The organism is Acidovorax sp. 1608163 (assembly GCF_003669015.1).
Classification (GTDB): domain Bacteria; phylum Pseudomonadota; class Gammaproteobacteria; order Burkholderiales; family Burkholderiaceae_C; genus Acidovorax.
Genome location: NZ_CP033069.1, coordinates 3,790,119 through 3,816,385, shown reverse-complemented (window position 1 = coordinate 3,816,385; position 26,267 = coordinate 3,790,119). Strand labels below are relative to the sequence as shown.

Annotated in this window: 16 protein-coding genes; 11 read left to right on the top strand and 5 right to left on the bottom strand. The window is 65.3% G+C overall.

Annotated features, from left to right (window positions below; all coding sequences use genetic code 11):
- Positions 1-59 precede the first annotated feature (59 nt).
- Entirely contained in the window at positions 60-809 is a 750-nt protein-coding gene (locus EAG14_RS16960; protein ID WP_099740174.1) for a LytTR family DNA-binding domain-containing protein, read from the bottom strand.
- Complete coding sequence (locus EAG14_RS16955; protein ID WP_121729583.1) at positions 806-2,008, bottom strand: sensor histidine kinase; 1,203 nt, start codon at positions 2,006-2,008, stop codon at positions 806-808. The genes EAG14_RS16960 and EAG14_RS16955 overlap by 4 nt, the downstream gene beginning before the upstream one ends.
- 51 nt (positions 2,009-2,059) lie before the next feature.
- Between EAG14_RS16955 and argH the strand changes: the two genes are divergently transcribed.
- From argH to EAG14_RS16940, 3 genes are all read left to right on the top strand, one after another.
- Entirely contained in the window at positions 2,060-3,547 is a 1,488-nt protein-coding gene (argH, locus tag EAG14_RS16950) for an argininosuccinate lyase (RefSeq protein ID WP_121729582.1), read from the top strand.
- A 38-nt stretch (positions 3,548-3,585) separates the two neighbouring features.
- Positions 3,586-4,590: a Bug family tripartite tricarboxylate transporter substrate binding protein gene (locus tag EAG14_RS16945; protein ID WP_121729581.1), complete on the top strand. Its 1,005-nt coding sequence runs from the start codon at positions 3,586-3,588 to the stop codon at positions 4,588-4,590.
- Positions 4,591-4,770: 180 nt separating this feature from the next.
- Positions 4,771-6,252 carry a rhomboid family intramembrane serine protease gene (locus EAG14_RS16940; RefSeq protein WP_099658107.1) on the top strand — a complete coding sequence of 494 codons (1,482 nt, stop codon included), beginning with the start codon at positions 4,771-4,773 and terminating at the stop codon, positions 6,250-6,252.
- Positions 6,253-7,187: 935 nt separating this feature from the next.
- Here EAG14_RS16940 and EAG14_RS16935 read toward each other — a convergent pair.
- Positions 7,188-8,534: a tol-pal system YbgF family protein gene (locus EAG14_RS16935; RefSeq protein ID WP_121730531.1), complete on the bottom strand. Its 1,347-nt coding sequence runs from the start codon at positions 8,532-8,534 to the stop codon at positions 7,188-7,190.
- A 222-nt stretch (positions 8,535-8,756) separates the two neighbouring features.
- Here EAG14_RS16935 and EAG14_RS16930 point away from each other — a divergent pair, with 222 nt between their 5' ends.
- The 5 genes from EAG14_RS16930 (at position 8,757) to EAG14_RS16910 (ending at position 21,685) form a co-directional block, all read left to right on the top strand.
- Complete coding sequence (locus EAG14_RS16930; protein ID WP_121729580.1) at positions 8,757-14,762, top strand: alpha-2-macroglobulin; 6,006 nt, start codon at positions 8,757-8,759, stop codon at positions 14,760-14,762.
- Between the two features lie 67 nt (positions 14,763-14,829).
- Positions 14,830-15,216, top strand: a complete 387-nt coding sequence (locus EAG14_RS16925; protein ID WP_099740181.1) for a VOC family protein — start codon at positions 14,830-14,832, stop codon at positions 15,214-15,216.
- A gap of 95 nt (positions 15,217-15,311) precedes the next feature.
- Positions 15,312-17,639 (top strand): penicillin-binding protein 1C, encoded by a 2,328-nt coding sequence (gene pbpC / locus EAG14_RS16920; protein WP_121730530.1) that lies wholly within the window; start codon positions 15,312-15,314, stop codon positions 17,637-17,639.
- A 451-nt stretch (positions 17,640-18,090) separates the two neighbouring features.
- On the top strand, positions 18,091-20,364 hold the full coding sequence (locus tag EAG14_RS16915; protein ID WP_121729579.1) for a diguanylate cyclase domain-containing protein: 2,274 nt from the start codon (positions 18,091-18,093) through the stop codon (positions 20,362-20,364).
- A 154-nt stretch (positions 20,365-20,518) separates the two neighbouring features.
- Positions 20,519-21,685 carry an alpha-hydroxy acid oxidase gene (locus tag EAG14_RS16910; protein ID WP_121729578.1) on the top strand — a complete coding sequence of 389 codons (1,167 nt, stop codon included), beginning with the start codon at positions 20,519-20,521 and terminating at the stop codon, positions 21,683-21,685.
- A gap of 111 nt (positions 21,686-21,796) precedes the next feature.
- On the opposite strand, the gene EAG14_RS16905 is transcribed toward EAG14_RS16910, so the two are convergent.
- Positions 21,797-22,360 carry a DUF3455 domain-containing protein gene (locus EAG14_RS16905; protein ID WP_121729577.1) on the bottom strand — a complete coding sequence of 188 codons (564 nt, stop codon included), beginning with the start codon at positions 22,358-22,360 and terminating at the stop codon, positions 21,797-21,799.
- A 56-nt stretch (positions 22,361-22,416) separates the two neighbouring features.
- On the opposite strand from EAG14_RS16905, the gene EAG14_RS22905 reads away from it, so the two are divergent.
- The 3 genes from EAG14_RS22905 to EAG14_RS16895 all read left to right on the top strand — a co-directional run bounded on the left by EAG14_RS22905 (position 22,417) and on the right by EAG14_RS16895 (position 24,074).
- Positions 22,417-22,614, top strand: a complete 198-nt coding sequence (locus EAG14_RS22905; RefSeq protein WP_162996023.1) for a hypothetical protein — start codon at positions 22,417-22,419, stop codon at positions 22,612-22,614.
- Between the two features lie 76 nt (positions 22,615-22,690).
- Positions 22,691-23,266: a sigma-70 family RNA polymerase sigma factor gene (locus tag EAG14_RS16900; RefSeq protein ID WP_121730529.1), complete on the top strand. Its 576-nt coding sequence runs from the start codon at positions 22,691-22,693 to the stop codon at positions 23,264-23,266.
- Positions 23,267-23,279: 13 nt separating this feature from the next.
- Positions 23,280-24,074 (top strand): anti-sigma factor domain-containing protein, encoded by a 795-nt coding sequence (locus EAG14_RS16895; protein WP_121729576.1) that lies wholly within the window; start codon positions 23,280-23,282, stop codon positions 24,072-24,074.
- Between the two features lie 169 nt (positions 24,075-24,243).
- Here the strand turns inward: EAG14_RS16895 and EAG14_RS16890 are convergent, their stop codons facing one another.
- Entirely contained in the window at positions 24,244-25,803 is a 1,560-nt protein-coding gene (locus EAG14_RS16890) for a methyl-accepting chemotaxis protein (protein ID WP_121729575.1), read from the bottom strand.
- Between the last annotated feature and the right edge of the window lie 464 nt (positions 25,804-26,267).

The following is a 26,267-nucleotide window of genomic DNA, read 5'->3' as shown; positions in this document are numbered from 1 at the left end:
ATGCCGGGCGCTTGGCACGCTGCTTTGCGCTGGCGCAGGGGCTCCGTGCTTCAAAGCGCTTATCGCGCGAGCTCCTCACGCACCGCCGCCACTTGCCGGCGCGATACCGAAAGCACCTCTGTGGAGCCTTGCAGGCGCACGGCCCAGCCTTCGCCTTCTTCGGGGTCGTAGTGCTTCTCCAGCGCGCGCAGTGCGCGGCGGGCCACCAGCGCGTTGCGGTGGATGCGCATGAAGCGTGTGCCGTAGCGTGTCTCCAGCTCGCTCAGCGAGCCATCCATGATGAAGCTGCGGGTGGCCGTGCGCACGGTGACGTACTTTTGTTCGGCCTTGAAGTACAGCACTTCGGCCAGCGCCAGGCGCTCGGTACGGCCCCGGTCCTGGATGACCAGGGTCTCGCCCTCGGGCACGGTGGAGATGGCGGCCGGGGTGGCAGGCCGCTGCAGGCGCTGTACCTTGGCCAGTGCTTGCTGCAGGCGTTCGCGGCGCACGGGCTTGGTGAGGTAGTCCACTGCGTCCAGCTCAAAGGCGCTCACGGCATGGTCGGCGTGGGCGGTGACGAACACCACGGCAGGCGGCTGCGGCAGGGCCTGTATGGCGTGGGCCAGGCAAAGGCCGTCTTGCCCCGGCATGTGGATGTCCAGCAGCACCACGTCAAACCCGCGCCCCCCTGTCGGGCTGAGCAGGCCCAGGGCTTCGCCTGTGTTGCTGGCCTCGGCCACGGTGGTGCGCAGGGTGTCGGCGCAGTCGCTCAGCAGCGTGCGCAAGCGGCTTCGGGCCAGGGCTTCGTCGTCAACGATCAGTATGTTCATGGCGCAGGGCTTTTGGAGGTGGGCCTGGGGGCGGGGCGGCGCGGTTTGCGCTGCGCCTTGCGTTCGGCCAGGGCTTGCTCGGCTTTCAGGGCGCGGCGCATGGTGCCTTCTACGGGCAGAGTGATGCGCACTTGGTAGAGGCCATCCTGCACCCCGGCGGTGAATTCGCCCTGCACATCGTGCAGCAGCGCCAGGCGGGCGCGCACATTGGCCAGCGCAATGCCGTGGCCGCGCGACATTCCTTCTGTCTTGATGTGCGACGGCGGCAAAGTGTTGGTGATGCGCACCACCACGCGGCTGCCGCGCAGTTCGGTCAGCACCCGCAGCTTGCCGCCGCGCGGGCTCAGCTCGACCCCGTGCTTGACCGCGTTTTCCACCAGCGGCTGCAGCAGCAGTGGTGGCAGTCGAGCGGCATCAGTGCGTGGGTCCAGGTTCCATTGCACTTGCAGTCGGTGGCCAAAGCGCACTTCTTCAATGGCCAGGTAGCGCTTGGCCAGGGTGATTTCTTCGGCCAGCGTGACCGATTCGCCCTGTTCGACAAGGGCGTGCCGGAACAGGTCGCTCAGGTCCTCCAGCAGCGACTCGGCCTTGGCGGGCTCTTCGCGTACCAGGGCAATGGCGCTGTTGAGGGTGTTGAACAAAAAATGCGGGCGAATGCGCGACTGCAGCTCCGTGAGGCGCGCTGTGGTGGCTGCGGGTGTGCGGCCCCGTGCGCGCAGCACCAGCGCTGCCACCAGCATGGCCGCCAGCAGTGCCCCAGAGGCCGCGCTCGCTAGCCAGGGCGAGGTGCCTGGGGCCACCCCAGCCAGCTTGAGCATGGCGCAGGCATAGGCCCCTGCCAGCGCCCCCAGCAACACCCCCGCGGTGTACTGGTGGGCGGTGCCCAGGCGCTGCAGCATCGTTTTCATGCTGCAGGCCGTGCCCAGCCAGGCCAGCGTGGCGGGCAGGGCACCTCCAGTGATCAGGGCCACATTGGCCAGCCACTGGTAAAAGGTCTCGGCCCCGAACATGGTGCCCACACCCACTACGGCTTCCACAAACAGCACGGCGCGCAGCACCACGCCCAGCTGGCAGGCGTCAAACACCAAAGCCCGTCCCGCAGGTGCTTTGCCCCCTTGCGCAGACGGCTGCGCAGGCCCAAAAGAGGGCGCTTGTGCCGGAGCGGGGGGCGGGGTCGATAAAATTTGGGTGTTTTGCATTGCGGCATCCGGGCAGTCCGGGTGTCTGAACCATCCAATTATTGCCCTCCCATGTCCTCCAGCCAAGCCAACAACGCCGCGTCTGCGCCATCCCACAACCAGCTTGACACCAAGGCCCAGGCCTGGTCTGCGTTGTTTTCCGAGCCCATGAGCGACCTGGTCAAGCGCTATACCTCCAGCGTTTTCTTTGACAAGCGCCTGTGGCAGGCCGACATTGCAGGCAGCCTGGCGCATGCCGAAATGCTGGCGGCGCAGGGCATCATCGGTGCCGAAGACTACGCCTCCATCCAGCGCGGCATGGCCCAGATCACGTCGGAAATCGAGTCCGGCGCCTTCGAGTGGAAGCTGGACCTGGAAGACGTGCACCTGAACATTGAAGCCCGCCTGACCCAGCTGGTGGGCGACGCAGGCAAGCGCCTGCACACCGGCCGCAGCCGCAACGACCAGGTGGCCACGGACGTGCGCCTGTGGCTGCGCGGCGAGATTGATTTGATTGGCGACCTGCTCAAAGAGCTGCAGGTGTCGCTGGTCGATGTGGCCGAACAAAACGTGGAGGTGATCCTGCCCGGCTTCACCCACCTGCAGGTGGCCCAGCCCGTGAGCTTTGGCCACCACATGCTCGCCTATGTGGAAATGTTCAAGCGCGACGCCGAGCGCATGGCCGACGTGCGCCGCCGCACCAACGTGCTGCCGCTGGGCAGCGCAGCGCTGGCCGGCACCACCTACCCGCTGGACCGCGAGCGCGTGGCCAAGACGCTGGGCATGGTGGATGCGAACGGGTCTCCCATGGTGTGTCAGAACAGCCTGGACGCCGTGAGCGACCGCGACTTCGCCATCGAATTCACCGCCGCCGCCAGCCTGTGCATGGTGCACGTGAGCCGCCTGTCGGAAGAACTCATCATCTGGATGAGCCAGAACTTCGGCTTCATCAAGATCGCCGACCGCTTCACCACCGGCTCGTCGATCATGCCCCAGAAGAAGAACCCCGACGTGCCCGAACTCGCACGCGGCAAGACCGGCCGCGTGGTCGGTCACCTGATGGGCCTGATCACGCTGATGAAGGGCCAGCCCCTGGCCTACAACAAGGACAACCAGGAAGACAAAGAGCCGCTGTTCGACACCGTGGACACGCTCAAGGACACGCTGCGCATCTTTGCCGAAATGGTGGGCGGCCAGCTGAACCCTGCCACCGGCAAGAAGGAAGGCGGCATCACCGTGAATGCGCCCGCGATGGAGCAGGCCGCGCTCAAGGGCTACGCCACGGCGACCGACCTGGCCGACTACCTGGTGAAGAAGGGCCTGCCCTTCCGCGACGCGCACGAAACCGTGGCCCATGCCGTGAAGGCCGCCACCTCGCACAACTGCGATTTGTCCGAGCTGCCCCTGAACGTGCTGCAGGGCTTTCACCCGCAGATCGAAAAGGACGTGTATGAGTGCCTGAGCCTGCGCGGCTCGCTCAACGCCCGCAACACGCTGGGTGGTACGGCCCCGGCCCAGGTGCGTGCCCAACTGGCCCGCCACCGCGCACGTTTGGCTTGATTTTTGCAAAGCAACACCACCACTTCGGGAGCCTTTGCATGACATCCTTCCTCTCGCGCCGCAGCGGTTTGCTGCGTGCTGCCCGCGCCACTCTGGTGCTGGGTGCCGCCCTCTCGATGGGGCTTGCGATGGCCCAATCTGCCCAGTCGGCCAAGCCGGTGCGCATTCTGGTGGGTTTTCCGCCCGGCGGCGGTACCGACGCCATCGCCCGCCTGCTGGCTGAAAAGCTCAAGGACGAGCTGGGCATGCCCGTGGTGGTGGACAACCGCCCCGGCGCGGGCGGCCAGATTGCGGCCCAGGCGCTCAAGGCATCGCCCGCCGACGGCCACACGCTGTTTCTGTCGCACGACCACACCATCTCCATCCTCCCCCAGGTCATCAAAAACCCCGGCTACGACCCGGTGCATGACTTTGTCTCAGTGGGCGGCTTTGCCACGTTTGTGAACGCGTTCGCCGTCTCGGGTGGCACCCCGGCCAAGTCGTTCAACGACTATGTGGCCTGGGTCAAGGCGCAGGGCAAGGGCAAAGGCGCGGTGGGCATCCCGGCCCCGGCCTCCACGCCCGAGTTCCTGGTCAAGCTGGTGGGCGAGAAGTACCAGATCGACCTGGTCTCTGCCCCCTACCGGGGCAGCGCCCCCATGATGGCTGACATGTTGGGCAACCAGATCAGCGCGGGTGTGGCCTCGGTGCAGGACTTCATCGAGAACCACAAGGCGGGCAAGGTGCATGTGGTGGCCGTGCTGGGCACCAAGCGCCAGGCCGCCATGCCCGATGTGCCTACGTTTGACGAGCTGGGCCTCAAAGGCTTTGAAGACCTGCCGTACTACGGCATTTACGCCCCCGCAGGCACGCCGCAGAAGTTTGTGGTCGATTTCTCTAACGCGCTGGCCAAGGTGGTGGCCATGCCCGAGGTGCACAGCCAGCTCACCACCATGGGCCTTACGGTGGGGTACATGACGCCCCAGCAGCTGACCACGCGCCAGAACGCCTACACCCAGGTCTGGTCGCGCATCATCAAGAGCAGCGGGTTTGTAGCGCAATAACCACCTTTGCATCACTGCTGCTTAGCTCACCGCCATCTCACCGCCACCGCGCTGACCGCGCGGACTTGGCCCAAAAGCCCACCGGGATCCTGGTCCCTGTGGGCTTTTTTGCAACCCACCAAGGGCCTCTGGCGGTAGCCTTGCGGGCGCACATCGCCAAAATGCCCGCAAAATCGCCCGATGTTTTACGCCATACCCCTGGAACACCGCCCCACTTGGCGCAACCCGCCGTGGATGACCGTGCTGCTGATCTTGGTCAACATGATCGTGTTCTGGGGCCCCCAGCGCAGCGAAGAAAATGCCCGCGACCGCGCTGCCACCTACTACGTGTCCAGCCCCTTGCCCGCCATTGAGGTGCCCCGCTTTGTGGCCTGGCTGGAGGAAACCCGCGACAAGCACCTCAAGGAGGCCCGTGCGCTGCAAAAGGCGGGCAACTACCGCATGCTGTTGCGCTGGATGGAGCAGGAAGACGGCTTTCAGCAGCGCCTGAAAAGCCCAGGCTTTGTGCCCTTGCAGGACGCGCACTACATGGACTGGAAGTCCGCCCGCACGCAGTACGAAGGCCGACTGCCCGCTCCCTTCACCCGCAAGTGGGCGCAAAGCTATGCCAAAGATGCTGAGCTGCGCCCGGTCACCTGGCTCACGGCCACGTTCTTGCACGGCAGCAACGGGCACCTCATCGGCAACATGGTGTTTTTGTTTCTGTTTGGCTTCTCCGTCGAGCTGGCGTTGGGGCGCGGCCTGTACCTGGCGTTCTATCTGCTGGGCGGCCTGGGGGGCTCGCTGCTGGCGGGCTGGGCCTATGCGGGCATGGGCAGTTATGGCTTGGGCGCCTCGGGGGCGGTGTCGGCCCTGATGGGCATGTATGCCGTGCTGTACCGCTTGCGTCGGGTGCGGTTTTTCTACCAGCTGTTTTTCTACTTCAACTACGTCACGGCCCCTGCGTTGTTGCTGCTGCCCGCGTGGATTGCGAACGAGTTGCTGCAGCACTGGCTCAGCGGCAAGGGTGTGGCCTATATGGCCCACTTGGGCGGCCTGCTGGCGGGTGCTTCGCTCATGGCGCTGGTCATGCTGGTGCGCCGCAAGCCGCTGGAGGTGCCGGTGACGCAGGAGGAGGCCGATGCCGCAGCCGACGATGGCTTTGACGCCCACGTAGCCAGCGCCCAGCGCCTGGCCCAGGGCATGAAGTTTGAGCAGGCCTTGGGCCAGTGGCGCGCAGCGGCCAAGCTGCGCCCGCAAGACCAGAAGGTGCTGAGCGCGTGGTTCAAGACGGCGTCGCTGTGGCCCGACAGCGAGGACTTTCACCGCGCTGCGCGGCGCATCTTCCGCCTGCAGGCGCATGACGAGCAGACGCTGCAGTTTCAGCACGCAAGCTATCGCACCTATTTTGAGAAAGCCAAGCCCGGTGCCCGTTTGCAACCGGAAGACATGGCCCGCTTGTCCCGCCGCTTTGCCCGTGCGCACCAGTGGGGCGATGCGGAAAAGCTGTTCAACGCTTTGCACAAGACGGCGCCTACGCATCCGGAGTTGGGCGAGACGCTGGGCATGTTGGTGTCTGCCCTGTGCCATGCGGGGCGGCGGGAGCAGGCGGCTTTGTTAGGGCCGCAGTTGCAGCAGCTGGCACCTGGGAGTCCGGCGCTGCAGGTGTTGGGTGGGGTGTAGGGGTGGTTTGGGATTGAATTTGGCTCTAGCGCTTGTGGAATAAGCGCTGGCAGCGATTGAATTGATAGTGACTGCGTGCGGCATCTTTCACCCGTTCGGGCTGGGCTTGCTCGCTGATCTGGTGGCTTGCTTGTGCCAAGGGCGGGTGCCGGGATGTGCGCCCGGCGGCGCACCTTCTTTTCTTGCGTCGCCAAGAAAAGAAGGCAAAAGAAGGCGACCCCACTGTCTGCGTCCCTGCGCTGCGCTTCGGGCAACCTGCGGTGCTCGCGTCCAGCGGGGTCTCGCTCAAACTCGCTTCGTTTCACTGCGCTCAAACAGTCGCGAGCCCTGATCCGCTGGCCGCTGTGCTCCTCGGCGCATACAGAGGGGCTGGGGAGCAGAACAACCAACATCCCCTCGGGCCATCGCTGCGCTCGGCACCATCTCGCGGGCGCATGCGCCTCGCGCTGTGCAGACCGGGTCGAGCGCAGCGACGACCCGTGTGGCTGTTGGGATGTTCGGCTGTTTGGCTATCCACCCCCTGTGGCTGCGCCTGCGGCGGGGCGGTTGCGGGGTGGCACGCGCGTCGCAGCGCGCGTGCTTCGTAAACTGACTCGCCGTGGTTGTCCGAGCGGCGCGCGCAGCGCAAAGCGAGTTCCACGGCGCACCCCGCAACCGTCCCGACGCAGGTTTGCCCCGAAGCGCAGCGCAGGGGTCGCAGACTTGGGGTCGCCCTTTCTTTGGTGACTTTCTTTCGGCGAAGCGAAAGAAAGTTACTGCGCCGCCGGGCGCACTCCCCGGCTCCCGCCCCATGCCAAGGCACACCGCCAGATCGACCAACAAGCCCCAGCTTCGACGGGCTCAGCCCGAACGGGCAGGGGCGTTGTCCAGGCAATCACTATCAATTCAATAGCTGCTAGCGCTTATTTCATAATTGCTAGCGCCTAATTCCACTATCAACCCCCCGCAGCCCCCTGCGGCAAATGGTTACGCAGCAGCCAGCGCGTCTCCCGTGTCGCTTCCGCATCCGGGTGGCGGGACTCCAGCGTGGCCAGCACGCGCAGGGCCATGTCGGTGCGGTTCAAGCCCTGCAGCAGCACACGGGCGACCAGCTCGTAGGCGGCGGGCACGCTGTCGTGGTCCTTGAAGCGGCGGTCAAAACCCTGCAGCACCGCCAAGGCCAGCGATGCATCGCCCGCATTCCAGGCGGCCTTGGCCAGGTTCAGGGTGGCGGCGGCGTCTTGCAATACAAAATCGGCATCCTTGCTGCGGCAGGTCTGGAAGGCTTTGATGGCGTCGCTGCTCTGGCCCGAGCGCAGCAGCAGCGGGATGTAGCGCTGCGCGTGGTCCAGCAGCGTGGCGGTTTTGCCTTCGGCCAGCGCCAGCACGCGGTGGTAACGGCGCTGCGCGGGCACCTCTTCGCCCCGGGTGCGCTGCTCTTCGTAGGCCATGGCCACGGCGGCGGTCACATTGCCTGCGGTGACCAACTCGGCCACCTGGGCGTCGATGGCGTCTTGCTCAATCTGGCGGGGGGTGCGGCGGTCCACCGGGGTTTCGTCGTCGTCCAGGCCTGCGCCGGGCAGCAGGTCAATGCCAAATGCCTCGTGGTTTTGGTACATGGCATAGCCCAGCAGGCTGGCCATGACCCAGCTGAAGTAGATGAGCACCCAGTTGACGATGGGCAGCAGGATCCAGCCCTTGAAGAGTGGCAGCAGCATGCCTAGCGCAATGAAGGTGCCCTGGCTCAGCAAGAAGAGGAACAGGCACAGCAGCAGGTACGGCCAGCCAATGGTGCGCACGGCGTTCCAGGCGTTGGCGGGGTTCAGGGTTTCCGTAAAGCTGCAGGTTTGCACCAGCACGATTTGCGTGGCAGGCAGCAAGAAGCACACGGCCAGCCAGGCCAGGGTGCCCAGGGTGGGGCTCAGGCGCTGCAGCCAGCCCACGACGAAGCCTTGCACCATCAGGATGGCGAACAGCTTCCAGGGCAGGTTCTTCCAGTCCGGGTCCAGCTCGGAGGGGTAGTCCTCGGCCTTGTAGATGCCGCGCGAGCCCAGCGCCGTGACTTTGAAGCCGTAGCGCGAAGCGGCCAGCAGGATGCCGATCTCCAGGATCAGGATGCCCAGCGCGTCGGGCAAAAAGACAATCACCTTGAACAGCATGCTGGACAACGCCAGCAGCAGGCTGTACATCAGCGGCTTGGATTGCAGCGGAAAGGTGAAGAAGGTGTTGAGCCGCTGCCAGAAAGGCGCGGGCCGTTTGGCGGGCTGGGCAGATGGATCGATGCCCGTTGGACGTGTGGCCATGGTGGTGCTCCCGCCTCCCTGCGCGGGGTGCGCTGCCTGTGCGGGCCCTGTGTGGTGCCCTGGCAGCGCCAATTGTTGCGCGGGAGTATAGGGTGCACACATGTGCTGGCATCTGCAGCACTTTCTCACACATTCACACTCTAGACAGGCGGCACAGGGTGGCGCCTGAGCGGGTGTATCGGCTACGCTCAGGGCCCTTGCAGGCAAGAGCAAAAAGCACAAATGAAGACACTTTGGAGGAAAGCCCCGGTCAGCGCACTGCTGCTGGGCGGGTTGTTGTGGGCCGCCCAGGCGCAGGCGCTGCAGATCGTCAGCTTCAGCCCGCAGGGCGAGGTGGCGCGGGTGCGCCAGGCGGTGGCCAAGTTCGACGCGGCGGCGGTGAATTTTGGCGACCCCAAGGCGCCAGCGCCCCTGGCCATCAGTTGCAACGACGCCGCAGCCTCCAAGGGCACGGGCCGCTGGACCAGCGAGCGCGAGTGGGTGTTTGACTTTGAGGCCGACCTGCCCCCCGGCATGCGCTGCACGGCCACTGTCAAGCCTGACTTCAAACCAGCCTCTGGTGCCGCATTGACGGGCGCTAAAAGCTATCAATTCAATAGCGGCGGGCCGTTCGTGCAAAGCGTGCGTCCCAACACCTACGAGCAGATCGACGAAGAGCAGTTCTTCGTGCTGCAGCTCAATGGCCCCGCCACCACCGAGAGCGTGCAGGCCAACGTGTGGTGCGCGCTGGACGGGGTGGGCGAGCGCGTGCCCGTGCGCATGATCGAAGGCGCGCAGCGCAGCGACATTCTCAAATCGCTGGGGCTGGACAAGCGGGCGGCCAAAGACCCGCTGCAGTTTCCAGCACTGGCGTGCAACCGGCGGCTCACCTCGGGATCGCAACTGCAACTGGTGTTTGGCAAGGGCGTGGCCACGCCCAGCGGCGTGGCCAATACTGTGGAAAAGCGCTTCACCTACAAGGTGCGCGAGCCGTTCTCGGCCGAGTTCAATTGCGAGCGTGAAAACGCCCAGGCTGCCTGCCTGCCGCTGCGGCCCATGGTGTTGTCCTTCAACGCCCCGGTGCCGCGCAAGTTGGCGATGGCGATTCGCCTCAAGTCCGCCAAGGAAACGCTCAAGGCTGTTGCGTATGGGCGCGAAGATGGTGGTGACAAGGATGCCGACGCCTTGGTCAATGGCATTCAGTTCGATGCGCCCCTGCCCGAGCAGACCTCGTTCACCGTGGAGTTGCCCAAGGACTTCAAGGACGCCGCAGGCCGGCCGCTGCGCAATGCCGCCAGCTTTCCGCTGAAGGTGGCTACGGCGGGCATGCCGCCGCTGGCCAAGTTTGCGGCCGCGTCCTTTGGCGTGGTCGAGCGCTTTGCCGAAGGGGCCGATGGCCCGGCCTTGCTGCCCGTGACCCTGCGCAACGTGGAGGCGGGCCTGAAAGTGCAAGGCCTGCAGCCGGGCGGCATGGTGGCGCCCACTGGCAAGGTGAGCACGCTCAAGCCGTCCACCGATGTAGACATCATTGCCTGGTTCCGCAAGGTGGCCCGCTACGACAGCTACAACGTCCAGCGCCGCGTGGCCGCGCGGGATGTGAAGGGCCCCCTGCCCAAGGTGGTGGACGACGACCGCGACTACGTGCAAACGCGCATGCTCTCGCTGCTGGCGGGGCAGGGCGGCGTCAAGACGCTGGATCTGCCGCAGGTCACCGGCAAAGAGCTGCGCCCGTTCGAGGTGGTGGGCATTCCGCTGCCGCCGGGCTTCCATGTGGTGGAGATTGCTTCGCAAAAGCTGGGCGCCTCGCTGCTGGACGAGCGCCATGGCGATGGCCGCACCATGTACGTGCGTACCTCTGCCTTGGTCACCAACCTGGGGGTGCACTTCAAACTGGGGCGTGAAAACGCCGTGGTCTGGGTCACGTCGCTGGACAAAGGCAAGCCCATGCAGGGTGCCAAGGTGCGGGTGTCGGACTGCAACGGGCGCGAGCTGGCCCAGGCCATCACCAACGAGCAGGGCGTGGCGACCATCGAAGGCTTGTCGCCCGTGCCGCCCTCGTGCAACACCAATGAAGACTACGCCCAGGGCTCGTCGGCCTATTTCGTGAGCGCCCGCCACACCGAGGGCGGCGTGGAAGACATGGCCTTCACCTGGAGCGACTGGCAAAAGGGCATTGAGCCCTGGCGCTTCAATGTGCCCACCAGCAGCCAGGCCCAGCCCGACCAGCGCGCCCACACCCTGCTCGACCGCGCCCTGTTCCGTGCGGGTGAGATGGTGTCGATGAAGCACTTCTACCGCCACGAGTCGCGCAAGGGCCTGGAGACTCCCAAGTCCGGCCCTGGCACCTTGCTCATCACCCATGTGGGCAGTGGCCAGCAGTTTGAGCAAGCCGTGCAGTGGCGCCGCACGCCCACGGGCGGCTTGAGCGCCCTGAACAGTTTCGCCATTCCGCCTGCGGCCAAGCTGGGCCAGTACACCATTGAGCTGCGTGACAACGATAGCGACCGGGGCACCATCGCCACCGGCCAGTTCCGGGTGGAAGAGTTCCGCCTGCCCGTGCTGGAAGGGCGGATCGCGCCGTCCGACAGCAAGCCGCTGGTGCGGGCCCGTGCGGTGCCTACCGATGTGCAGATCAACTACGTGGCCGGTGGTGGCGCGGCCAACCTGCCGGTGCGCGTGTCGGCCCTGGTGCGTGACAAGGCGCTGCAGTACCCCGACTACGACATGTTCAGCTTCAACCCTCCTCGCCAAAAGGGCGCTGCGGGGGCATCTGCCGGGGCCGGTGATGACGAGGAAGCCGCCGCCAGCCAGGACGCCCGCGTGGTGGCCGACAAGCTGCCGCTGACGCTGGACAAGAACGGCACGGGCAAGGTGAGCATCGACAACCTGCCCCAGGCCCGCCGCCCGCAAGACCTGCTGCTGGAGGCCACCTACGCCGACCCCAATGGCGAAGTGCAAACCCTGCGCAGCACCCACACCCTGTGGCCTGCGGGCGTGGTGGCTGGGGTCAAGACCGAGGGCTGGGCATCGGCCAGCCAGAAGATCCGCTTCCAGGCCCTGGCCCTGCAGCACAACGGCCAGGCTGCGCCGGGCACGGCGCTGCAGGTGCAGGCCGTGGCGCGCATCACCACCACCACGCGCAAGCGCATGGTGGGCGGCTTCTACAGCTACGACAACCAGACATCGACCAAAGACCTGGGCACGGTGTGCACGGGCAAGAGCGACAGCCGGGGCTTGCTGCTGTGCGAAGCCAAGCTGGACGAGGCGGGTGAGGTGGAACTGGTGGTGACCGCCACCGACCGCGATGGCAACACCAGCGAAGCCGCTTCGTCCGTGTGGGTCACCCGCCAGGGCGAGTTGTGGTTTGGTGGCGAGGACCATGACCGCATTGACCTGCTGCCCGAAAAGAAGAGCTACCAGGTGGGCGAAACCGCCAAGTTCCAGGTGCGCATGCCGTTTCGCTTTGCCACTGCCTTGGTGGCGGTGGAGCGCGAGGGCGTGATCGAAACCCATGTGGTGCAGCTCAATGGGCAAGACCCCACCGTGAGCCTGAAGGTGCAGTCGGACTGGGGGCCCAACGTGTATGTGAGCGTGCTGGCACTGCGCGGGCGCCTGCGTGAAGTGCCTTGGTACAGCTTCTTTACCTGGGGCTTCAAGGCGCCCACCGAGTGGTGGAGTGCCTTCTGGTACGAAGGCAAGGAATACCAGGCCCCCACGGCCCTGGTCGATTTGTCCAAGCCCGCTTTCCGCCTGGGCTTGGCCGAGATCCGCGTGGGCACCCAGGCCCACCAGATCGATGTGAAGGTGACGGCTGACAAGGAGAGCTACCCCGTGCGCGGCAAGGCGCAAATCACCATCACCGCCACGCTGCCCGGCGGCAAGCCTGCGGCCAATGCTGAGGTGGCGCTGGCCGCCGTAGACCAGGCCCTGCTGGAGCTAATGCCCAACACCAGCTGGAACCTGCTGGAAGCCATGCTGCAGCGCCGTAGCTGGGGCGTGCAGACTGCGACCGCGCAGTCTGAAATCATTGGCCGACGCCACTACGGCAAAAAGGCTGTACCGGCAGGCGGTGGCGGTGGCCGCTCGCCCACGCGCGAGCTGCTCGACACGCTGCTGCTGTGGAACCCCAATGTGCAGCTCGATGCCAACGGCCAGGCCAAGGTGACGGTGCCGCTCAACGATGCCCTGACCACCTTCAAGATCGTGGCGGTGGCCGATGCGTCTGCGGGCCTGTTTGGCACCGGCAGCACCAGCATCCGCGCGACGCAAGATTTGCAGATCATCAGCGGCCTGCCGCCACTGGTGCGCGAGGGCGATAACTTCCGTGCGCAGATCACGCTGCGCAACACCACCAAGGCGGCCATGAAGGTCGAAGTGGCACCGCGCGCCACGCTGCTGGAGCTCAAGCCCCAGACCATCGACATCCCTGCCGGTGAAGCCCGCGAGGTGGCTTGGGATGTGACTGCGCCCGCGCAGCTGGCGCAGACCCGCGCCGAAGCCATCCTGTGGGAAATCCAGGCGCGCGACACCACGGCGGGCGCCACCGATGCCTTGAAGGCCCGTCAGCGCATCGTGCCCGCTGTACCGCTCACGGTGCAGCAGGCCACGCTGGTGCAGGTGGATGGCAAGTTCGCACTGGACGCCGCCCCGCCCGCAGACTCCATCCCCGGCCGGGGTGGGCTGAAGATGTCGCTGCAACCCAAGCTGGCCGAAGGCCTGCCCGGTGTGCGCGACTGGTGGGCTGCCTACCCGTTTGCCTGCCTGGAGCAAAAGACCAGCAAGGCCGTGGGCCTGCGCGATGGCAAGTTGTGGCAGACCGTGGTGGCGCAGCTGCCCACCTACCTGGACAGCGACGGCCTGGCCAACTACTTCCCGCCACGCAGCGGCGATGCCAACACCGGCAGTGACACGCTCACCGCCTACGTGCTGGCCGCCACGCACGAGGCCGCAGCCATTGACCCCGCCTTTGCGCTGCCCGACGAAGCACGCGCACCCATGGAGCGTGGCCTGATCGCCTTCATCGAGGGCCGCATCCAGCGCAACTTCTGGAGCCCACGCAAAGACCTGGACATGCGCAAGCTCGCTGCCATCGAAGCACTGTCGCGCTATGGCAAGGCCCAGGGCCGCATGGTCAGCAGCATCACCATTGCACCCAACCAGTGGCCCACGCACTCGGTGATCGATTGGGTGAATGTTTTGAAGCGCGTGGCGGACGTGCCGGAGCGCGACAAGCGCCTGGCCGAGGCCATGCAAATATTGCGTGCGCGCCTGTCGTTCCAGGGCACCAAGCTCATCTTCAGCACCGAGCAGGACGACTACTGGTGGTGGCTGATGCAAAACGGTGATGTGAACACTGCACGCCTGATGCTGGCCGTGATGGACGACCCCACCTGGAAGGACGACATGGGCCGCCTGGCCAACGGCTTCATCAGCCGCCAGCAGGCCGGTGCCTGGCACACCACCACCGCCAACCTGTGGGGCGGCCTGGCGTTGGAGAAGTTCAGCGCCAAGTTTGAAGCCACCCCCGTGGCGGGCGCCACCAAGGCCAGCATGGGCGGCAACAACGCCAGCGTGGACTGGAGCAAGGTCGAACGCATCAAGGCCACCGACGCCAGCGGCGCCACCCACCAGACCACCTGGTTTGGCGCGCCCGCAGCACCGGGCAACCTCAAGAACAACAGCATGTTCCTGCCCTGGGGCAAGGCCGGTGGCAAAGAGGCGCTGGAGGTGACCCACCAGGGCACAGGCAAACCCTGGCTCACCCTGCAATCGGTGGCGGCGGTGGAGTTGAAGGCGCCGTTCGCGGCGGGCTACTCCATCAAGAAGACCGTGACCCCCGTCGAGCAGGCCAACAAGTCGTTGCCCGCAGGCCAGTACACCCGTGGCGACGTGCTGCGCGTGAAGCTGGAAGTGAACGCCAGCGCCGACATGAGCTGGGTGGCCATCACCGACCCGATCCCGGGCGGCGCCACCATCCTGGGCAGCGGCCTGGGCCGCGACTCGGAAATCGCCACGCAGGGCGAAAAGCAAAGCGGCAGCGGCTGGGCCGCGTTTGAAGAGCGCAGCTTTGAGTCCTTCCGCAGCTACTACCAGTACCTGCCCAAGGGCACCGTCACCATGGAATACACGGTGCGCCTAAACAACGTGGGCGACTTTGCCCTGCCCCCCAGCCGGGTGGAGGCCATGTATGCGCCCGAGATGTTTGGCGAATACCCGAATGCACGGGTGAAGGTGGGGGCCGCGAAGTGATAGCCCGTGCGCCCATGTCCAGCAGTTTGCAGCGGCTTGAACAGGCCACTACGGAGACCGTATCGCCATGATCGATCACATCGGCATCACCGCCACGGACTTTGCCAAAAGCCGCGCGTTCTATCAGCAAGCGTTGGCGCCCCTCGGCTATGCGCTGGTGATGGAGGTTTCTGCGGCCCAGACGGGTACCACAGACCACGCGGGTTTTGGTGTTCCGCCCAAGCCGGATTTTTGGATCACCGGCAGCGCGGTGCCACCCACCCGCGTCCATGTGGCATTCCGTGTGGACAGCCGGTTGCAGGTGGACCAGTTTTACGCGGCCGCCCTGGCGGCCGGCGGTCGGGACAACGGTGCGCCCGGTATCCGGGCGCATTACCACCCCCATTACTACGGCGCTTTCGTGCTGGACCCGGACGGGCACAACATCGAAGCGGTGTGCCACGCTCCCGCGTGAAGCCAGAACACGCTGCCCAGGCGTTGCACAGGCAGGCCGTGACGCCAGTGTCTGCCCGCCGTGCCTGCGCCACATGGCCGCGATCTGGTGCGTGGCTGGTTGTGCTGCTCGCCAGCCTGGTGGTGGCCCCTGTGGCTTGGGCGCTGCCTACCTATGACGAGGTGCGCGCCGACTTCCGACCCTCCGACACGGTGATCCTCTCCGCCGAGGGTGAGGTGCTGCAGCGCCTGCGCACCGATGCCACGGTGCGCCGGGGCCAGTGGGTGCCGCTGGCCGATGTGTCGCCCGCATTGCGCACGGCGCTGGTGCTGAGCGAAGACAAGCGGTTTTTTGAGCACAGCGGGGTGGACTGGCGCGCGGCATCGGCCGCCGCCTGGGGCAACTTGTGGAACCAGCGCACGCGGGGGGCCAGCACCCTCACCATGCAACTGGCTGGGCTGCTGGATGGCGACTGGCGCCAGGGGCCGGGCGGGCGCTCGGTGGTGCAAAAGATCGGGCAGACGGTGGCGGCGCAGGTGCTGGACCGGCGCTGGCGCAAGGACCAGATTCTGGAGGCCTACCTGAACCTGGTGCCGTTTCGTGGTGAGGTGGTGGGCATTGATGCGCTGAGCCGCACCCTGTTTGGCAAAGCCGCCCATGGCCTGGACGACCGCGAGGCTGCGGTGGCTGCGGCCCTGGTGCGTGCCCCCAATGCCAAGCCCGCCCTGGTGGCGCAGAGGGCCTGCGGTGTGCTGCGTGCCATGCAGCCTGCCACAAAGACTGCCATAGCCCAGCCGCGTGCTGCGCAAACCGACTGCGATGCGCTGGAGCTGTTCACCACCGCTGCCGTGCAGCGCCGTGCCTTTGATGCGACCGAGGGCATCGCACCGCACTTTGCGCGCTACGCGTTGCGCCAACAGGCTGCGAAGGCAACCCAGGCCTCCAGTGCCGGGAATACTGCTGCCATGGGCACCCCTGCCCAGCAGGCGCTGCGCACCACAGTGCGCGCGCCCTTGCAGCGGTTTGCGGTGCAAAGCCTGCAGCAGCAACTGCGCGAGTTGCATGGGCGCAATGTGGAAGACGGCGCCGTGCTGGTGCTGGACAACGCCAGTGGCGCGGTGCTGGCGTGGGTGGGTTCGTCCGGCGCCTTGAGCCAGGCCAGCGAGGTCGATGGCGTGCTGGCTCTGCGCCAGCCGGGCTCCACGCTCAAGCCGTTTTTGTATGCGCAGGCGATTGCAGAGCGGCGGCTCACGGCGGCGTCGCTGGTGGACGATTCATCGGCGCAGATTGCGACCTCTGGCGGGTTGTACATCCCGCAGAACTACGACCGCCAGTTCAAGGGCTGGGTGTCGGCGCGCACGGCGCTGGCGGCCTCGCTCAATGTGCCTGCGGTGCGCACGCTGGTCATGGTCACGCCCGATGCGTTCCACCGCCAGTTGGGGGCACTGGGGTTGCCGCTGCGCGAAAGCGGCGACTACTTTGGCTACAGCCTGGCGCTGGGCAGCCCGGAGGTGCCGCTGCTGCAGCTCACCAACGTGTTTCGCTCACTGGCCAACGGGGGGCGCTTCAGCCCCACCACGGCTTTGCCGCCCAGCGCCCGCCCGGTGTTCACGCCAGCGCTCGATCCGCGTGCCGCCTTCATCGTGGGCGACATTTTGTCGGACGGCAACGCCCGCGCCCGCACCTTTGGCACCGACAGCGTGCTGGCCACCCGCTTTTGGACGGCGGTGAAAACCGGCACCAGCAAAGACATGCGCGACAACTGGGCGGTGGGCTGGTCAGAGCGCTACACCGTGGGCGTGTGGGTGGGCAACGCCAGTGGCGCGGCCATGCACGATGTGAGCGGTACCAGCGGCGCGGCCCCGGTGTGGGCGGCGGTGATGGGCTTTTTGCACGCCCGCCAGCCCAGCCGTGCACCCCGGGCCCCCCAGGGGCTGGTGCAGCAGGCGGTGCGCTTTGGCGCGTCGGGCCCTGCAGAGCCAGGCCGCCGCACGCCCCCCATGCCGCTGGAGGCTGCGCGCCAGGAGTGGTTTGTGCAGGGCACGCAGCAAGCGCTGTTTGCTATAAATTATGTAGCTGCTAGCGCTTATTCCATGAGCGCTAGCGGCAAAAATAGTCTTAAATCAGCGGAGGTGGCGCCCGAGGCTGCCCGTATCGCGATGCCGGTCCAGGGCACGATCATTGCGCTGGACCCGGACATCCCCCCCCAGGCCCAGCGCCTGCGCCTGAAGGCGAGCGACGACGCGGGCGCCCGCGTGGCATGGCGCATGGATGGCAAAGCGCTGGGCCGGGGGCCGCTGCTGGAATGGCTGCCCTGGCCGGGCCGCCACACGCTGGAGCTGACCGACGCGCAGGGGCGGGTGCTGGACACTGTGCGCTTTGAAGTGCGGGGCGCTGGCGTGGCGCCGGGCGCAACCCAGGCAGCGGCACAGCGCGCGCGCTGACCGTTTGCGCGGCGGGCAAAAAGCCGACAAAGCCCGAAAGCCCCCGAAAGAGTCTGCTGACGGCCTCGCAGGGGAATTCGCTCCAATCCTTCGGGCACGGGTCTTTGCGGGCGATCTGCTGCGCTGCGGTGCTTGCCGGTGGCTGAGCTGAGGGCGGCACTCCGGGCCTCGCATGCCATTGCGCAAAGACCGGTGCGCGACCGCTGGAAGATCGTCCGCAGGCTCTGGGGTGCCTCTTGTGCACAGGCGCTTGAACCGGTGCGCCAAGCCGGTGTTTGCCTGCCAATTTGCACCGATGTGGCGTGGCCTGCTCACTACAATGGGGCATCTCTTCTGTGCGCGGCACCGCCTCCCCATGCCTTTCAATCAGCGTCATTCTTGCCAAGGCTGCACTGGCGTTTTGTGCAGCACCCTGCAGGTGCTGCGGGGCACGGCTGCAAGCTAGTCAGGCATGCCGCAGTCTCGCAAGTCCCTCTCTCACCGCCTGCTCTGGCTGGCCTTGTTGCTTTCCCTGGGGATTGGCGCCCTGACGGTGCGTACCCTCTGGACGCTGCGCAACGACGAGTGGAACTACGCCCTGCAGGCCAATGCCAACCTGGTGGGCACCCTGTCGCGCTCGCTGGAGTGGACGCTGGACGCTGTGGACCAATCTTTGCTGAGTGTGGCTTCGGAGCTGGAGCGCGTGAAGGACCTGTCTTCGACCGCGCAGTTGCGCCAGCAAGTGCGTTTTGAAGGCCTGATGCGCCTGCAGGGGCTGGGTGATGTGCTGGTGCTCAACGCCCAGGGTGACATCATTCTGGACTCGGGCTTCAGCGAGCCGCGCAAGGCCAATTTTGCAGACCGCGACTACTTTCGCGCCTTCAAGGACGGGCGGCATGAAGGCCTGTTCATTGGCAAGCCGGTGCCCTCTAGGGTGTCGCAGCTGAACTCGCTGCCCATGGCGCGGGCCTATCACACGCCGGACGGTGCCTTCGCTGGCGTTGTGCTGAGCGCGGTGCGCTTGAGTTACTTCAACGAGCTTTTCGCTTCGGTGAACCTGGGCGACAACAGCGGCGTCAACCTGTTCCGGGCCGACGGCATCATCGTGTCGCGCTTTCCCTATGGTGATCTGGACGTGGGCAAGAGCATTGCCGGTTCGGCCAACATGCTGCGCTTCCAAAAAGAAAACCAGGGCTCGTTTGTCGGCCTGGCCGAGCTGGACGGCGTGGAGCGCTCTTACTCCTTCACCCGTGTGGGCCGCTTTCCCCTGATTTTGAATGTGGCGCAGGCCCGCTCCACCATCGAGAGCAAATGGACCCGTTCTGCCTGGGGTCTGGGCATGTTCACGCTGCTGCTGATGCTGTCGTGCATGGCGCTGGCCGTGCTGTTCAGCCGCGAGTTGCAGCGCCGCCAGGCGATCAGTGCTCGGCTGCACCGGGCCGAGCGGGACATGAGCACCATCTTGCACAGCATTCCGTCGGTGGTGGGGTCGTGGGATGCCAACCTGTACAACCGCTTTGGCAACCAGGCGCATGAGATCTGGTTTGGCGTGCCGCTTGAGAAGCTGCGCGGCATGCACATGAGCGAGATGCTGGGCTCCAAGCGTTTTGGCTACACCGAACCCCTGCTGCGCAAGGCGCTGGAGGGTGAACCCCAGGTGTTTGAAACTACGTTGACCGACAAGCAGGGCATGGCGCGCCACGTCATCGTTTCCTACACCCCCGAGCGCGATGGCGAGCAGGTGCTTGGCCTGTTCATCCAGCTCACCGACATCACCGACCGCAAGCACATGGAAGACCAGCTGTTTGAGGAAAAGGAGCTGATGCGCCTGACCTTGCAGTCGATTGGCGATGCCGTGGTGTGCTGCAACGCCGCAGGCCACGTGACCTATCTGAACCCCGTGGCACAGCGGTTGACCGGCTGGCAAGGCTTTGATGCGGCGGGCCGTGATGTGGACGATGTCATTCGCCTGCTGCCCACCGATGCGGAGGTGGAGCTGGACAGCCCCCTGCGCACCGCCATGCAGAACGACCGGCCCATGGCGGCCACCCGTGGCGTGGTCGAGCACCGCGCCACCCAACAGCGCTTTGATGTAGAGCTCTCGGCCAGCCCGATTGCCGACCGCCATGGCCACGTGACGGGGGCCGTTGCCGTGTTGCGCGACGTGACGCAGGCCGTGGCCATGGCCGCACGCATGGCGCGGCTGGCGCACTATGACGCGCTGACGGACTTGCCCAACCGGGTGCTGCTGCAAGACCGTGCCCAGCAAGCCATTGCCCAGGCCCAGCGCGATGGCAAGCATGTGGGGGTGCTGTACCTGGACCTGGACGGCTTCAAACAGGTCAACGACGCCATGGGCCACGATGTGGGTGACCAACTGCTGGTGCAGTGGGCGCAGCGCCTGCAGGCTGCCGTGCGCCAGACAGACACCGTCTGCCGCCAGGGGGGCGATGAGTTTGTGCTGCTGCTGCCCGGCATTGGCAACGCGCAACAGGCCACGGTGGTGGCCCGCAAAATCATGGCGCAATGCGAGGCACCGTTCATGCTGCAAGGTGTGGCTGTGCCCATGGGCCTGAGCGGCGGGATCAGCCTGTACCCCGAGCATGGGCGCGACCTGGACGAGCTGACCCGCCACGCTGATGCGGCCATGTACGCGGCCAAACAGGCTGGCCGCAACCAGGTGCGCTTATACGAAGGCACAGGCCAGCCGCCCAGGCTGGTGGTGCAGCAGGCGGCCTTGGCCTGAGATCTTGTTGATGTGACTGCGTACCCGCCGCACGGGTCTGCAGGTGCGTCCTCGGCTTTGGAAATTTGTTGCAAGGCCCCGCAAATAATTTTGATGGCCTGGTGCGGTGGCTGCGTCTACCATGCTGCGCTGTCCCCTTACACGGAGTGAGAGCGTGCCTGACCTGTCCAAAATCACCTGTATCGAAGACCTGCGGGTCGTTGCCCAGCGCCGTGTGCCGCGCATGTTCTACGACTATGCGGACTCGGGCTCGTACACCGAAGGCACTTACCGCTCTAACCAGGCCGACTTTCAGGGCATCAAGCTGCGCCAGCGCGTGGCCGTCAACATGGAAGGCCGCAGCACCCGCACCACCATGGTGGGGCAGGATGTGGCCATGCCCGTGGCCATTGCGCCCACGGGCCTCACCGGCATGCAGCACGCTGATGGTGAAATCCTCGGCGCCAAGGCGGCCAAGGCGTTCGGCATCCCGTTCACGCTGTCCACCATGAGCATCTGCTCCATCGAGGACATTGCCGAGCACACGGGCCGCCACCCGTTCTGGTTCCAGGTGTATGTGATGCGCGACCGCGATTTCATCAACCGCCTGATCGACCGCGCCAAGGCCGCCAACTGCTCGGCCCTGCAGCTCACGCTGGACCTGCAGATCCTGGGCCAGCGTCACAAGGACATCAAGAACGGCCTCTCGGCCCCGCCCAGGCCCACCCTCGCCAACCTCATCAACCTGGCCACCAAGCCGCGCTGGTGCCTGGGCATGCTGGGTACCAAGCGCCGCAGCTTCGGCAACATCGTGGGCCACGCCAAGGGTGTTGGCGATTTGTCTTCGCTGTCGTCGTGGACGGCCGAGCAGTTTGACCCGCAGCTCAACTGGGGCGATGTGGAGTGGATCAAGAAGCGCTGGGGCGGCAAGCTGATCTTGAAGGGCATCATGGATGCCGAAGACGCGCGCCTGGCTGTCAACAGCGGTGCCGATGCGCTCATCGTCAGCAACCACGGTGGCCGTCAGCTCGACGGCGCACCATCGTCCATCGCCGCGCTGCCTCACATTGCAGAAGCCGCAGGCAAAGACATCGAGGTGTGGATGGACGGCGGCATTCGCAGCGGGCAAGACGTGCTTAAAGCCCGCGCGCTGGGCGCGCAGGGCACGCTGATCGGCCGCGGCTTTCTGTATGGCCTGGGCGCGTATGGCGAGGCAGGTGTGACGCGCGCGCTGCAGATCATCCAGAAAGAGCTGGACATCACCATGGCGTTTTGTGGCCACACCAACATCAACAACGTCGACAGTAGCGTGCTGTTGCCGGGCACTATTCCTCGCCTTTGACTTGATTGAAAAGGCGATGGCGCCGTGACAAGCCGCCCTGCTGCCAGCCCCGCCTAAAGCGGGGCTTGTGCTTTCAGGCCCCGGTCAGGGCGATGCGGCCCACAGGGCTTATCAAGACGCGGCCTTCCAGAGGATGTAGTCGGCCTGGTACTTCACCACTTGCTTTTGCCCCGCATTGCCAGCAGCGCAAGCCATGGCGGGTGCCACGCCGCCCTGGGTGGCCACGCGCTGGATGTAGGTCACGCCCTGCATGGCGCCCATGCCCATGGCGGGGTTGGCCTTGACCAGTTGGAGCGGGATGTTGCCCGCACCTGCGGGGGCCACTGCCACCTGCGTGGCCGTGACCTTGGAGCCATCGTTGCTCTCCCAGGTGGCCGGTGGGCCAAAGTAGCGGCCTATGGCTTTGCCTGCGCGGTCCATCAGCTGGGCATCGGGCCCCACAAACACCCACTCAAAGTCGCTGGGCATGTCTTTCTTGGCCCGGCACTCGTAGGTGATGCTGCCCGTGCCCACGGTTTCCAGGGCAATGCGTTGGCCTGCCGGCACTTGCACTGCAGCGGGCAAGGTGCTCTGGTTGAACGCGGGCATCGGGGTGGCGGGGGCCATGGAGCCACAGGCCGTCAGGGCGGTGGCGGCCAGCAGGGTCGTGGCGATCAAAGGGGTGCGTGCTTGCATGGTGGCTTCCTTGGGAGGGGTTGGGTAGAGCGCACCGAAATCGCACTGCAGGCAGGGTGGACCATCCGCTCAAGGCGGGCTCTGCAGCATTTTTTCCGGTGACGAAGGGCTATACGCAGGCCGATGGAGAGTGGATTCAAAAAGTGCTCTTTTTAAATATTCTTTTGAAAAGCGGTGTGGGTGAGGCCGTTGCGTTGAATCCAGAGGGGTGCTGTGCCCGTATCCGTTGTGCAGGCATTGGCCGGTTCGGGTAATGCAGCTATGCGCCTTAACTTGGCAATGGACGCCGCCGTGGTGTCTGCAAGGGCGCTTATCCAAGACAATGGGCGCATGAGCACCCTCCACTCCGATCGCGAACTCATGGAACTCATCGACCGCGTGGCAGCGCAAGACGACTCGGCCCTCAAGGCCCTGTATGAGCGCACTTCGTCCAAACTGTTTGGTTTGGCGCTGCGCATCGTGCGCCAGCGCGATGCCGCAGAAGACGTGCTGCAGGACGCCTTCGTGGCCATCTGGCGCGGGGCGGGCAGCTACCGCGCGTCGCTCAGTCCGCCCATGGCCTGGATGGGGCTCATCGTGCGCAGCCGGGCACTGGATGCCCTGCGCAAGCGCACAACCGACCGCAGCGATGTGACCGATGAACTGGACGACCTGTTGTCGGACACGCTGGAGGGCGACGGCGCCAACCCCATGGACGTGACCGAGGCCAGCGAGCAGGCCTTCGCGCTGCACCAATGCCTTGCCAAGCTCGATGGTAAGCAGCGCGAAGTCGTCAGCCTGGCGTATCTGCGCGACCAAAGCCACGGCGAGCTGGCCGAGCAACTCAAGCTGCCGCTGGGCACCGTCAAGACCTGGATACGGCGTGGGCTGGACCAGTTGCGCAACTGCATGGCGCGTTACGTGTGAGAGGCCCTCTGCTGTGAACATCACCCAACACCCTGAATTGCTGCAGCGCCTGGCTGCCAGCTACGCCCTGGGCACGCTGCGCGGCGGCGCGCGCCGCCGTTTTGAATCCCTGGCCCGCGAACACGCCAGCGTGCGCGCTGCAGCGCTGGTGTGGCAAACCCACTGGTCCGGCCTGGCCGAGCTGCAGCCGGGCAGCACGCCAGACCCGGCCGTGTGGGTGCGCATCCATAACCTGGTGCAGGCCGACAAAGCCCAGCACGCCATGGCGGCAGCACGCATGGAACGCACGGCAGGCCCTGAGCCCGTGGGCTGGTGGCGCACCCTGTGGGTGTGGCGCGGCGCGGCTTTGGCAGGGGCCGTGGCCACACTGGCGGCGGTGGTGGTGGGCCTGCAAGCCCATGGCGGCCTGCAGGCCACCACCAGCGCACAGATTGCCGCTTTGCAGCAGCAGCTGCAAGCCACGCCGCAGATCCAGTACGTGGCGGTGCTGGCCGACGACAAGGCCGATGCCTCCATGTTGGTGACCTTCGACCCGACAAACCACAAGCTGGTGTTGCAGAGGGTGGGGGGCTTTCAGGAAGGAGCGAACCAATCTTTGCAACTGTGGGCGCTGCCCCCAGCGGGCGGCCCCCGCTCGCTGGGTGTGCTGGGGCATGAAAAGTTGCTCACCCTCACGGCGGGAGAGAGGGACGTTCAGCAGGTTCCCACCCTGGCCATCAGCCTGGAGCCCAAAGGAGGCGTACCCAGCGAGACAGGCCCCACTGGGCCGGTGCTGTTCAAGGGCGCGCTCATTCAGCGTGTGCTGTAGCGCGGCCTGAGGGCAAGGTACTTGCCCGAACCGGCAAAGACTGCCGGCAGGTGTTTAGAGTGGCTAAAAAACTCAGCGAAGCGGTCGTGGCTAGGCGTTTCGCCGCAGGCAGTACAAGCAGTACGGCAAGGCGAGACAACGACGCCAGGGGAGTTTTTTTGAGTCGCTCTTACCGCAAGAGCGGCAGCGACGGCGGCATGTCCGACACCTTGAACACCGCCACCACCCGCACCAGGTCTGATGCCCGCTGACGCAGGCCATCGGCGCTGGCAGACGACTCTTCCACCAGGGCTGCGTTTTGTTGGGTGGAGTGGTCGATGCTCTCCAGCGCCTGGCTCAAGGCCTGCACGCCACTGGCCTGGCGGGTGCTGGCGTCGTTGATCTCCGCCATGATCTGGTCCACGCGCTGCACCGCGTCCACGATGTGCGTCATGGTGTTGCCTGCCTGGGTGACCAGGGACGAGCCCAGTTGCACATGGGCCGAGCTGGCCTGGATCAGCGCACCAATTTCCTTGGCGGCCTGGGCACTGCGCTGCGCCAGGGCGCGCACCTCGCTGGCCACCACCGCAAAGCCCCGGCCTTGTTCGCCTGCGCGGGCGGCTTCCACCGCAGCGTTCAGCGCCAGGATGTTGGTCTGGAAGGCAATGCTGTCGATGACCGCAATGATGTCGGTGATCTTGGCCGAAGCGCTAGCGATGTCCGACATGGTGGTCACCACCCGCTTGACCACATCGCCCCCTTCTTGCGCCACGCCGGATGCCCGGCCAGCCAGCTGCTTGGCTTCGTTGGCGCTTTCTGCATTGCGTTGCACCGTGGTGTTGATGTCTTCCATGGTGCCCACGGTTTGCTGGATGGAGGTGGCTTGTTGTTCCGTGCGCACGGACAAATCCTGGTTGCCGGCAGCAATCTCATGGCTGGCGTTGGAAACCCCTTCCGCCGCCATCCGTACCTTGGAGACCACGTCCGTCAATGAGCGCCCCATTTCTTGCAGGGAGAGCAGCAGTGGGGTGAATTCGTCATTGCCGGTATCGCTGGCGTGGGTGGTCAAGTCCCCACTGGCAGCCCGCTGTGCAATCGTGCTGGCTGCACCAATGCGCTTGCGAAGTAACTTGCGCAGCCACCAAGCAAAGCCACTGAGCAAGACCACAATGGCGCTGAGCGCGCACAACTGCAGTACCAGTGTCAGGTTGACCGCATCACGGATGCTTTGGATGTCTTCTGTCAGTGCTTCAGTCTGGTACTCCACCGCGCTTTCCAGCCCACTGAGCAAGGCATTGCGCGCCGGAATCGTCTCTTTCACCAGGAAATCAAACGCCTGGTCCTTTTGCCCTTGGGTAATGAGCTGCACATTCTTCTCGCCCACGGCCCAGAACGCATCGTTCAGTTGGGGGATGGCCTTGAACACTGCACGCCCCTTGTCTGAGAACAGGCGGCGTTCGTAGTCGCGCAGCAACTCGTTCACCATCGTCCGTTTTGCGGCCACGTCGTCCAAGGCTGTTTGCTGTTCTGCAGGGGTGCGCGCCAGCATGGCATGGCGTAGCTGCAAGGATGCGCGCGTGATGTTCAGCTCAATCGCACCGGCCACACGCAGTTGCTGTACGCGGCTGTCTTTGGTGTGCTGCGCGGTCTCTTCCACGGCCGTGAGCTTGGCGTAGCTGAAACCGCCAAAGGCGATCACGGTGCTGGCAAGCCCCGCAATCATCCAGCCAAGTCGTTTTGTGATTCCCATGGAGGCTCCGTACTGCAATCTGTGGAATGATGTCAAATGATAGATGTATTAGGTTTAAAATGCAATCATTGTTATCAATATGATAATTTTGAAATTTTTTGCCTTGGGCTAGCGATCCATAGCAAGCCGCTGAAAGTGCTTTGGGCGAACCGAGCGGGACGCATTTTCGGGGCGAAATCTGTGGCCCCAGCCTGGGCCAGGCACGACTGACTGGATGTGTGTAGGGACGTATGACTATGATGTGGACACCGTTACAAACGGTAGTGAATGGGGCGATCTGACATGGTGCTGCCTGTAACTCCTGCTTTCTCCTGCCAGAGGGACGTTTGTGCGGCGTGGGGGCTGTTACCCACGCCCCATCGGCGTCTGTCCTTGCCGCCGAGGTGTGCTGCATGAGCCAGAGCATTCTGATCGTGGACGACAACACCGGCATGGTCCAGCTGATGGCGCGCATGCTCAAAGGG

Bases quoted from the DNA above. Each gene is read 5' to 3' on its own strand.
- argH (WP_121729582.1), top strand. From the start codon at position 2,060: ATGTCCTCCAGCCAAGCCAACAACGCCGCGTCTGCGCCATCCCACAAC.
- EAG14_RS16935 (WP_121730531.1), bottom strand. From the start codon at position 8,534: ATGGCCACACGTCCAACGGGCATCGATCCATCTGCCCAGCCCGCCAAA.
- EAG14_RS16955 (WP_121729583.1), bottom strand. From the start codon at position 2,008: ATGCAAAACACCCAAATTTTATCGACCCCGCCCCCCGCTCCGGCACAA.
- EAG14_RS16905 (WP_121729577.1), bottom strand. From the start codon at position 22,360: ATGCAAGCACGCACCCCTTTGATCGCCACGACCCTGCTGGCCGCCACC.
- EAG14_RS16900 (WP_121730529.1), top strand. From the start codon at position 22,691: ATGAGCACCCTCCACTCCGATCGCGAACTCATGGAACTCATCGACCGC.
- EAG14_RS16890 (WP_121729575.1), bottom strand. From the start codon at position 25,803: ATGGGAATCACAAAACGACTTGGCTGGATGATTGCGGGGCTTGCCAGC.
- EAG14_RS16960 (WP_099740174.1), bottom strand. From the start codon at position 809: ATGAACATACTGATCGTTGACGACGAAGCCCTGGCCCGAAGCCGCTTG.
- EAG14_RS16940 (WP_099658107.1), top strand. From the start codon at position 4,771: ATGTTTTACGCCATACCCCTGGAACACCGCCCCACTTGGCGCAACCCG.
- EAG14_RS16930 (WP_121729580.1), top strand. From the start codon at position 8,757: ATGAAGACACTTTGGAGGAAAGCCCCGGTCAGCGCACTGCTGCTGGGC.
- EAG14_RS16945 (WP_121729581.1), top strand. From the start codon at position 3,586: ATGACATCCTTCCTCTCGCGCCGCAGCGGTTTGCTGCGTGCTGCCCGC.
- EAG14_RS16925 (WP_099740181.1), top strand. From the start codon at position 14,830: ATGATCGATCACATCGGCATCACCGCCACGGACTTTGCCAAAAGCCGC.
- EAG14_RS16915 (WP_121729579.1), top strand. From the start codon at position 18,091: ATGCCGCAGTCTCGCAAGTCCCTCTCTCACCGCCTGCTCTGGCTGGCC.